This is a genomic window from Synechococcus sp. CCY 9618 (assembly GCF_019038415.1).
In the GTDB taxonomy this organism is placed as follows: domain Bacteria; phylum Cyanobacteriota; class Cyanobacteriia; order PCC-6307; family Cyanobiaceae; genus Cyanobium.
In genome coordinates this window covers 1-8,434 of record NZ_JAFKRG010000008.1, presented here as the reverse complement: position 1 = coordinate 8,434, position 8,434 = coordinate 1, and the positions used below count along the sequence as shown (strand labels likewise).

10 protein-coding genes are annotated in these 8,434 nt (G+C 53.0%); 9 read left to right on the top strand and 1 reads right to left on the bottom strand.

What is annotated here, in order from left to right; translation table 11 throughout:
• Positions 1 to 148: 148 nt before the first annotated feature.
• The 6 genes from KUG41_RS01445 (at position 149) to KUG41_RS16025 (ending at position 4,796) form a co-directional block, all read left to right on the top strand.
• A complete protein-coding gene (locus KUG41_RS01445; RefSeq protein WP_216900349.1) occupies positions 149 to 1,063 on the top strand; it encodes a restriction endonuclease in 915 nt (304 codons plus the stop codon).
• A 174-nt stretch (positions 1,064 to 1,237) separates the two neighbouring features.
• Positions 1,238 to 2,215, top strand: a complete 978-nt coding sequence (locus KUG41_RS01440; RefSeq protein WP_216900347.1) for a DUF4062 domain-containing protein — start codon at positions 1,238 to 1,240, stop codon at positions 2,213 to 2,215.
• A 90-nt stretch (positions 2,216 to 2,305) separates the two neighbouring features.
• Positions 2,306 to 3,091, top strand: a complete 786-nt coding sequence (locus tag KUG41_RS15495) for a DUF5677 domain-containing protein (RefSeq protein WP_254216727.1) — start codon at positions 2,306 to 2,308, stop codon at positions 3,089 to 3,091.
• 151 nt (positions 3,092 to 3,242) lie between these two features.
• The gene (locus tag KUG41_RS01430; RefSeq protein ID WP_216900343.1) at positions 3,243 to 3,548 is read left to right on the top strand and encodes a type II toxin-antitoxin system RelE/ParE family toxin; all 306 of its coding nucleotides are present in this window, start codon (positions 3,243 to 3,245) and stop codon (positions 3,546 to 3,548) included.
• Positions 3,545 to 3,853, top strand: a complete 309-nt coding sequence (locus tag KUG41_RS01425; RefSeq protein ID WP_216900341.1) for an addiction module antidote protein — start codon at positions 3,545 to 3,547, stop codon at positions 3,851 to 3,853. The genes KUG41_RS01430 and KUG41_RS01425 overlap by 4 nt, the downstream gene beginning before the upstream one ends.
• 223 nt (positions 3,854 to 4,076) lie before the next feature.
• Positions 4,077 to 4,796: a GIY-YIG nuclease family protein gene (locus tag KUG41_RS16025; protein ID WP_371733995.1), complete on the top strand. Its 720-nt coding sequence runs from the start codon at positions 4,077 to 4,079 to the stop codon at positions 4,794 to 4,796.
• Positions 4,797 to 4,817: 21 nt separating this feature from the next.
• Here the strand turns inward: KUG41_RS16025 and KUG41_RS01415 are convergent, their stop codons facing one another.
• Positions 4,818 to 5,204: a hypothetical protein gene (locus KUG41_RS01415; RefSeq protein WP_216900337.1), complete on the bottom strand. Its 387-nt coding sequence runs from the start codon at positions 5,202 to 5,204 to the stop codon at positions 4,818 to 4,820.
• Between the two features lie 135 nt (positions 5,205 to 5,339).
• Here KUG41_RS01415 and KUG41_RS01410 point away from each other — a divergent pair, with 135 nt between their 5' ends.
• The 3 genes from KUG41_RS01410 (at position 5,340) to KUG41_RS01400 (ending at position 8,159) form a co-directional block, all read left to right on the top strand.
• On the top strand, positions 5,340 to 5,954 hold the full coding sequence (locus tag KUG41_RS01410) for a PIN domain-containing protein (RefSeq protein ID WP_216900335.1): 615 nt from the start codon (positions 5,340 to 5,342) through the stop codon (positions 5,952 to 5,954).
• A gap of 115 nt (positions 5,955 to 6,069) precedes the next feature.
• On the top strand, positions 6,070 to 6,747 hold the full coding sequence (locus KUG41_RS01405) for a hypothetical protein (protein WP_216900333.1): 678 nt from the start codon (positions 6,070 to 6,072) through the stop codon (positions 6,745 to 6,747).
• Positions 6,748 to 6,791: 44 nt separating this feature from the next.
• Complete coding sequence (locus tag KUG41_RS01400; protein ID WP_216900331.1) at positions 6,792 to 8,159, top strand: ATP-dependent endonuclease; 1,368 nt, start codon at positions 6,792 to 6,794, stop codon at positions 8,157 to 8,159.
• The last annotated feature ends 275 nt before the right edge of the window (positions 8,160 to 8,434 follow it).

Here is an 8,434-nt window from a genome sequence, read left to right as displayed (position 1 = left end):
CTTCGCTTGAAGGCCTAACATCAAGATCCAGCGGGCGGGGAGCCAAGCATGCCTTTTCATTGCACAGAGCTATCGCCCGCCGCTGATCTTGAGCGTTCGAAGGATCGATAGCCCTGATTCCGATCAATTCAGTCGAGGCCTAACCTGAATGCCCAAGAGGACAAATGATTTTCAATCCCTAGTAAAGAGGATCTATGAGCAGATCGTTCCCACCGGAGGGGTGGTAACTGAATCGGCGGAGGTCTGGGATAAAGAAGCAGGAATTCTACGTGAAGTAGACATTCTCGTTAGATACGAGTACGCCGGCCATGAGTTTAGCTTTGTTGTTGAGTGTCGGGATCGTTCAAGAAAAGAAACAGTGGAGTGGATTGATGGTCTTGTAGGCAAGACCAAAGCGCTTAATGTTAATAAGATTATCGCAGTGGCAAGCAGTGGATTTGCATCAAGTGCAATAAGAAAGGCCAAGGAGAACGGCATTGAGACACTTACATTTAAAGAAGCGGGAGAACAGGATTGGACTCGCTTCCCGATGAAGCCAGGTCTTCTTGTAGTGTCCGATGAAACCTATTTTATTCATCAAGTCTTCTATAAGGCTTGCGATGAGTTCAGGCCTATAGACGACCTAGGCCTGAACTGTGAAGTTGAGCTAGATGGAGAGCCCGTTGGTGATTTGACTGAGCTTTCTGAGCATTTCTTCAAGGAGCATGTAATCCACGGGGTTGAAGCATACAGAAAACAACACTTTCTAGATATTTTCAAGACCAAGGAAGACATTAGCAAGCCAATGCTTGTGGAGAGCGAGCATGACTGGCCGAAGGTAGTTGTCACAGATAATCAGGGCAACAAAGTTGAGGTAGCCAGAGTAAAGTATGTATTCACAGGAATTCGTCAATCAATGGACGTTCATCAAACCCACTACGTCTTTAATAAGAAGATGATCTCAGTGGGTAAGCATCGTGATCCTGATGGTACGGAAATAGATTTCAGCCTTGTTCAAGATTCGGACCCGCCAACGCTTCGTGCTAGATGGACCAAACGGGCTGGGGATGCCGATAATGCCTAAAAGTCAATGCTTTGGTGCTCATCTGTGCTGAGTGCGATCAAACATCATGACTATTGCCTACTAAGCCGTCGACGATGCTGACACTTCGAACAAGCCTCTTGAGTGGACAGGCCACCTGTAATTCTCTTCTACATCTCCTGAGGATCCTTGCCTGCCACTCAGAGGCAGCGTTAGGTGCACAACATTCCACGAGATACGCCCATGCCACAATCTGGTCTCATCTTCCGCGTACTGGTCGCATCGCCCGGGGATTGCGCGCAGGAACGCAAGATCATTCCCGAGGTCATCGCCGCTTGGAATGCAGTTAATTCTCTGAGCACGGCTGCGGCCGTTGAGCCGGTCATGTGGGAGACGCACGCACGCCCCGAGATGGGCGACCGGCCGCAGGCGATCATCAACAAGCAACTTGTCAGACATTGCGACCTCTTGATCGGCGCCTTCTGGACACGCCTTGGAACCCCGACTGGCGATGCCGAGTCGGGCACGGCGGAGGAGATCGAGGAGTTCCGGAAAGCCGGCAAACCGGTTCTGCTCTACTTCTCGTCTGCACCGGTGGTGCCGGACAGCCTTGATATGGAGCAGTACCAAGCCCTTCTTGGGTATCGCCGGTCGCTTGGCGAAGAGGGACTGTACTCGCAGTACGAAACTCACGCCGCGTTTCGCGAGCAGCTACAGAGGAACTTCGCCTCCACCATGATCGAACTTCTCGATGTCCACTCGGGGGCACGTGCTGCCGCTGCGGCAACGCAGGTAGTCCAAGACATCGATCCGCTCGCCGTGCAGCGCGAGGCAGTACGTCAGTTTCAGCAACAGTTCGAGACGTTCCTGCGACGTTTGCGCACCGAATGGACAGCGGAGCGCGAAAGCGACCCGCATAGTACGGACGACGGCAAGTACATCTTTAGCCGAGCCGCTGACGACGTGGTGCACTTCCGCAGCATGATCACCCACGACAGCTCGGAGCTGTCTGAGATTCTTGAAGATACCCTGCGGAGAATGAAGGCTCTCCAGCGGCATCAGGTATACGTGGATGGAGGCCGATCATTTCGTGCCTTTTGGGGCGAGGGAGACGGCATCCTTCTCGAGCTCGAGAAGGTCCCCAGCATCCTCTCCCAGATTGCTGAGGACGGTTCCTCTCCGGATGGCACCTAACATCAAGATACAGAAGGCGGGAGCGGAGGAAATCGGCATGGCTCATATGCGCTCGCCCGCTTCTGATCTTGAGCGTTAGGCTCCATACTCATGCCACCACTGCCATCTGAGCAATACCTGAGCACTAGGGCGGCATTCAGAGACCAGCTGCTCGCATGCATTCAAACGTCTCAAAGGTTGGCAGGAATTCGGGCGCCTACGGGAGGTCACTTCTACGCCTCTGCATTATTTACCGTACTTTGCTCGCGGGCAGTAAGCCTACTGAAGCTGACACCAACGGTCGCCGATGGTGATCCATTGGAAGAACCTTGGGACTATGGGTCTGCATTCACCCTTTCTAGGTCGCTTCTTGAAGTTCGCATCGCCTTCTTTTACCTCGGAATTGAGTGCGTCACAGAGGATGAGTGGCGCTGTCGCTGGAGTCTCATGTGTCTTCACGACTGCACTGGGAGAATCAGGCTGTTCGAGCACATGGACGACGACCCACAGGAACTGGAGCGTCAGATTGCGGGCTTTGCGGAGCAAGCCGAGGAACTTCGGGAACGCTTAAGAGCAAATGCATTCTTCACCTCACTCCCGGAGGGGCGGCAACGCCATCTACTAAGAGGCACTGATTCCTTCCTTAGTCCGCTGGAAGAGTTAGCCGCGCGTTCAGGCTCATCCGTAGGTGAGTTCAAGCTGATCTACAGATTACTGTCTTCGCAAGTTCACGCGTTACCAATATCATTCTTCCGAATGGACGAAGGAAACCGCGGCACCGGCATGCACAGCAATGTTGAGGAGGGTTACATTCAACTTTGCTTGGCTCTCGCAACTCATTTACTGAGTTCGTCTCGCACTGAGATGGAAGCCAAGTTTCAAGGTCATGAAGCCTAACATCAAGATACAGAAGACGGGAGCGGATGGGCATGGCAAAGACATGGCTGCTGCCCGCTTCTGATCTTGAACGTTCGAAGGATGTGTAGTTCTTGATGGGAGCCAGCAAGGCAGCGTTGCGCGGTCGTAGCCAGGAGGCTACAGTTGGTGGATGGTTGAAGTCCGCCAGACAGAGCGGTTCGTCCGATGGCTTTCAGGTCTACGTGATCTGAGGGCCCGGGCGAAGGTTCTGGCCAGGATCGAGCGCCTCATCGGTGGTAATCCTGGTGACGTCAAGCCCGTTGGGGCAGGCGTGTCGGAGTTGCGGATCAACTACGGCCCTGGATACAGGGTCTACTACCTGCAGAAGGGAACTGAGTTGATCATTCTTTTGGCTGGCGGAGACAAGAACTCACAAGCCAAGGACATTGATGAGGCCCTTCTGTTGGCAGACAACCTGACGGAGGAGACCTTATGAAAACCACGAGCACTCCCTACGACGTTGCCGAGCATCTCCGCACACCTGAGGAAATGGCGGCCTACCTCGAAGCCTGCATCGAGGAGGCGGATGGAGATGCTGCCTTCATTGCCAAGGCCCTGGGCGACATTGCTCGGGCCCAGGGGATGACCCAGGTGGCCAGAGATTCCGGACTGTCCAGGGAGAGCCTCTACAAGGCTTTGTCTGGAGAGCGCAGCCCGAGCTTCGACACCATCCTGAAGGTGGTCACGGCCTTGGGTCTGAAGTTGAGCGCGAGTGTGAGAAGCGAAGCGGAGGTGACTTGAGCATTGCAGATGAGGCGTAGGTCTGCATACCTTGCCTGTGGAGATGCGACACCTTCGAACAAGCCCCTGGAGTGGACAGGCCGCCTTCGAGTCTGCTTCGATGGGATTAGCTCCTTGCCTGCCACTCAGGGGCAGCGTTAGATGCTAGTTGGCTGAACGCTGTTGGTGCAGTTAATCGTGTTCATTGTGTACAATCGTAGGCTTCCCATGGCATCAGACTGAAATGCCTATGAAGAGAAGTAGGTACCCAGGCGACCCCAGAGGTGGCCCCCCAAAGACAGCGCCCCCAAAGAAGCCCGACAAGCTCGAGGTTCATACTGTCTTTTGGAAAGATACCGAAGACAGGCAGAAAGGGACAATCTGGTTTTTTCACTCTTGGAAACTAATGGGTGCAGGGGGATTTAGAGGGGATCAAGATATTCCGTGGCGACAGCAGGCGGGACACCAGACAAGTCTTCTAATAGCGCGTGGGAAGAAGTGGTATGCCATCTACTCTGATGAGGAGCAGTATTTGTTTCTGGCCAGTCCGATCACGACGAAGCGGCTCATGGCAGATATCGTTTCTAGGTGGCCTACACCACCACTCAAGCTGAGGCTAGGAAGCGGCCCAGCTTTTACGGTAAAGGATTTAAAAGACGAGACGCACAGTCATGTTTACCTAGTGCAACTTCTGACGTTTCATCAGACAGCTGCTGGTCAGCATTACTACAAGATTGGCAAGGCAAAGTCGATACCACGGCGTATTAAGCAGTTTGGCCCATGCAACCTGGTTGCGTCAATTAAACTGCCAACGGAACAGGACAGCCTCAAAGTGGAGGCTGAACTCCATTCTAAGTTTTCATGCTTCCGTAGGCCTGGGACAGAGATCTTTTGCATGGATCAAGCGCAGCTAAAGTCTGTTCTAGATGTGTACTTGCTCTATGAAAATAGGTTATCTGACTGATGTTTTCTGGTCTGCGAGCATCTAACAAACCCCTCGAGTGGTCAGGCCACCACCAAATTCCGGCTGCCGTTGTAAATTCCTTGCCTGCCACTCAGGGGCAGCGTTAGGCCCTACCCACCGAATCAGGCGCGCGAAGTACGCGCCTGGCCCGTCGCCCATCGGGGCATCAGCGCCCTCGCACAGCTTCGCGCACCGCTCGCGCTCTGCGGCCCGCACCAGCGCGGCGAACCGCTCCAAGTGATCCTGCGCCACCCCGTTGCAGCCTTCCGTGTGCACGCATGAACCGCTGCCCATGTTCAACAGGTTCACCATCCCCGCCGCTTCCACCAGCGGGCCTAACCCTTCGTTCGAGGCGGACACGCCGCCATCTTGGTCTTTCATCGTTGCTCCTTGCGGCGTGCCGCTCAACTCACACGTTAGGCATTCCATTAATCCTTAGTGAACCTTCTCAGCACGTGAGGATGTTAAGCTCCAAGGCGACGAGATAAATGATGGCAATGGCGTAGACCGCGCGATCATGTTGTCCAAGTGCGACCACTATTCTTGCCTTTCAAAATGAAGAGAACTAATTATGTCCTTATTGACTACGAGAGTGTTCAGCCTAGCCAGCTTGAGCTGCTAAATCGAGATGGCTTTGTCGCTTACGTCTTTGTGGGAAAGGCGCAGACAAGACTCTCGTTTGAGACCGTTTCTGCGATTCAAGACCTTGGTGAACGTGCAAAGTACATAAAGATATCTGGTGCAGGCCCCAACGCCCTAGACTTTCATATTGCATTTTACATAGGGCAAATTGGCGCAACCGATCCAGATTCGTTCTTTCATATCATATCTAAGGATAAGGGCTTTGATCCGTTAATTGAGCACTTAAGGGAGCGAAGGGTGTTTTCGGTCCGGAGTGAAACGATTGGCGAAATTCCCATTATTCGAGCGTCAACGGCAAAGACCCCGAAGGAGCGCATGGGCCTGGTTCTTGATCGATTCAAGTCTGGAAACTCAAGACCTCGCACGCTGTCTGCTCTGAAATCTGCAATCGACGCTATCTTCTATAAACAGGTTGGGGAGCCAGACATACAAGCCGTGATTGAGCAGATGGTCAAGGCGGGGTTCGTTACAGTGACGGACGAGAAAGTCTCATTTAAGCTGACAAAGGATGCCTAACACCGCGATCCACCTGAGCCGCCACCATCAGAAATCTTGTTCCACCCACTACACCTTGCGGCCAGGTGATCGCGAGCGTTAGGCGCCAATGAGTCACCCTCGCGCGGCCGAGTTATTGGAGAAGGAAGACTGGCGTTTTCACGCTATCGGCGCCCTTGGAACGGGCCTGGGCATGCTCGCCACAACCGAGAAGCTGTCCCAGCGTCATTTGAGCTTTGGTCTGCCTTCTGCTCCCGCCCTGTACCTAAGCCTCGCTCGTGCGGCCCACGCAAAGCGTGTCGCCATTGATGTTGATGCATGCTTCATAGAACACCCGAGCCCTCAGGGCACATACCCAGAGAATCACCGGCTGCTGTTCGATTTCTTCGAAACGGTCATGGCCGAAGTGATTTTCTCTTTCACCGCCATCGAAGCATTCGCAAACGAGTCCATCCCGCCAAGCTTCGTCTACTCATGGAAGAACGCCAAAGAGGTTAAGCAGCTGGCTCGCCCGGACATCGAACGATTGGTCCAACTCGACGAAAAACTGAAACGGGTTCTGCCAGAGGCCTACGGTATCAAGAGCCCAGCTGGTACGAAAATCTGGCAAGAGTTCAAGACACTTAAGGCCGTGCGAGATCGGCTCGTTCACATGAAGTCAGTCGACCGTCGAGCCTCCGGTCCCGAGCACCAAACCATATGGGGAGTTATGCTTGCGCACAGACCGATGGACTTTCCTTCGGTGGCCCATCGTGTCATCGGCGCTTATGAGGCGCTAGTCAAAGACCGTCGTTGGTTCACCTCGCAGGATTGACGCCTAACTCCTCCATCGAGCGTTAGGCGTTCAATTCGAACCTCATGCCATTAACACAGTTAAAAATTCTGGGGTTTCGCGGCTTTAGGACAAGAGCCACGATTGATCTTGCTGTACCCACTGGGAATTCTGGTAGTGGATTGACAATCCTTACCGGCCCAAACAACGGTGGAAAATCGTCAATCCTTGAGTGCCTTCGCGCCAGACTCGGCAATGAGGCTCCAAGCTTTTCGTCTGGCACGAGAAATAAGGACATTGAGATTGTTGAAGTCGTCTACGTTGTGGATGGGCAGGAACAGATCCTCCGTTCAGTCTCTAAAGGGTCCAGCGAGACAATCAAGCATGACTTCACCAAGGATCCAGAAATCTTCGTTGTACCCTCGAGAAAGACATTCAGCCCCTACTTCGGCAAAGCAGCCTGGTCGCGCGAGCAATTCATCGATAACGCATCATTGCCTTCCCAACGATCCGCAGTTTTTTCCAACTTTGAATATCGACTCTTTAACATCTTGAAGGAGCCGACCAAGTTTAATGAACTTCTTTCACGGATTCTGGGCTACACGCCTGAGTGGACTATCGATCGCTCGGAGCAGGGAAACTACTTTCTTAAGTTCTTCAATTCTGGGCACTCTCACTCCAGTGATGGAATGGGTGAAGGGCTGATCAGCATCTTTTCAATACTCGACTCCCTGTACGACTCCGCACCTGGAAATGTAGTCGCAATTGACGAGCCCGAACTTTCACTGCATCCTTCACTCCAAAAGCGGATTGCTAGTCTTCTTGAGGAGTTTGCGAAAGACCGCCAGATCATCGTGTCTACCCATTCTCCCTACTTTGTCAGCTTGACTGCCCTGTCAAATGGTGGTCATTTGTCACGCGTTATCACTGGTAGTGATGGCACCACGATCCATCAACTCTCAGAAATATCTAAGCATGCAATTAGCAAGCTCGCCGGCAAGAACTATTATAACCCTCACGTATTTGGGCTTGACGCACGAGAATTATTTTTTCTTGAAGACCATGTCATCCTCACCGAAGGCCAAGAGGACGTCATGCTATACCCGCTCGCCGCCGAGCAACTCGAAATACCTATTGTTGGGAGCTTCTTTGGATGGGGTGCAGGAGGCGCTGGAAACATTCCCCATCTGTGTCGCATCCTCTCCGACCTAGGTTTCAAGAAGGTTGCGGGCCTATTGGATGGTGACAAGACTAGCGAGGCAAAGCAGCTTACCGAGTTGTTCCCGACATACTTCTTTCGCTGCATACCTGCCAAGGATATCCGGACTAAGCCACCACGTGAAGTTGTTGATGAGGTCTCTGGTCTCTTTGATGCCAAGCTCACATTGAAAGATGAATATAGAGATGCAACCGCTAAGATTCTATGTGAACTCTCGAAGCACATGGACGCCTAACACAGCCATCCACCTGACCCGCTACCTGGAACTCCCCATTCCCACAACGTGGTGCACAGCATCAGATCATTGCGGGCAGGTGATGGCAGCGTTAGGCCTATCAGGTGGTTGCCACGTCTCAGCCGGAGAACTCAGCTATTATGGGACTCATGAGCACCCTTGAAGAGATTGAGGCTGCAGTTCAGAAGCTGCCGCCGGCCAAGCGGGCCGAGTTCCGGGCTTGGTTCCAGTCGTTCGACGCAACGGACTGGGACCAGCAGATGGAGGATGATGTG